This window comes from Shewanella sp. 1CM18E (assembly GCF_023161665.1).
Classification (GTDB): domain Bacteria; phylum Pseudomonadota; class Gammaproteobacteria; order Enterobacterales; family Shewanellaceae; genus Shewanella.
Genome location: NZ_JALNTW010000037.1, coordinates 1 through 716, shown reverse-complemented (window position 1 = coordinate 716; position 716 = coordinate 1). Strand labels below are relative to the sequence as shown.

The following is a 716-nucleotide window of genomic DNA, read 5'->3' as shown; positions in this document are numbered from 1 at the left end:
GACTGGGGTGAAGTCGTAACAAGGTAGCCCTAGGGGAACCTGGGGCTGGATCACCTCCTTACCTATACGACTAACTTAATAGTTGTTGAGTGTTCACACAGATATGCTTGTCGTAAAGAAAGAGCAAATTACGTTGGGTCTGTAGCTCAGCTGGTTAGAGCGCACCCCTGATAAGGGTGAGGTCGGTGGTTCAAGTCCACTCTGACCCACCAAAATCTCAGTTTTCTCCTAAACGAAGATTTTGTTTTAACGTAAATTTGTTTGACTGCATGTAAATGGGGCTATAGCTCAGCTGGGAGAGCGCCTGCCTTGCACGCAGGAGGTCTGCGGTTCGATCCCGCATAGCTCCACCATTTACATCTTCTCTTTTGAGTTGATACATGCACTGGTTAGAGATGCCAAAGATAAATGCAAAATTTATCTTTGGCTTTTTTAAGCCCGCTCTTTAAAAATTTGGAAAGCTGATAGTAATAATCGAAAGATTATTGCGAAATTAAAAATTGAGTTCTAAAACACTTAACATTAAGTGTCTTGGCTTAAGACTTAACGGTTTTAAGTAAAAAATTCTAATTTTGGCGAAAGTAGAAACCATTAGTTACGATGCGGCTGTTTTATCTACCCTGATAGAACAACGGATATATCTCATAGAGACTTATTTGGGTTGTATGGTTAAGTGACTAAGCGTATATGGTGGATGCCTTGGCAGTCAGAGGCGA

General features: G+C 41.5%; 2 tRNA genes and 1 rRNA gene. All 3 read left to right on the top strand.

Going from position 1 to position 716, the window contains the following annotated elements:
• A 16S ribosomal RNA gene (locus MSG37_RS21225) occupies positions 1–61 on the top strand; the annotation flags it as partial.
• Positions 62–135: 74 nt separating this feature from the next.
• Positions 136–212 (top strand) — tRNA-Ile (locus MSG37_RS21220).
• Between the two features lie 65 nt (positions 213–277).
• A tRNA-Ala gene (locus MSG37_RS21215) sits at positions 278–353 on the top strand.
• The last annotated feature ends 363 nt before the right edge of the window (positions 354–716 follow it).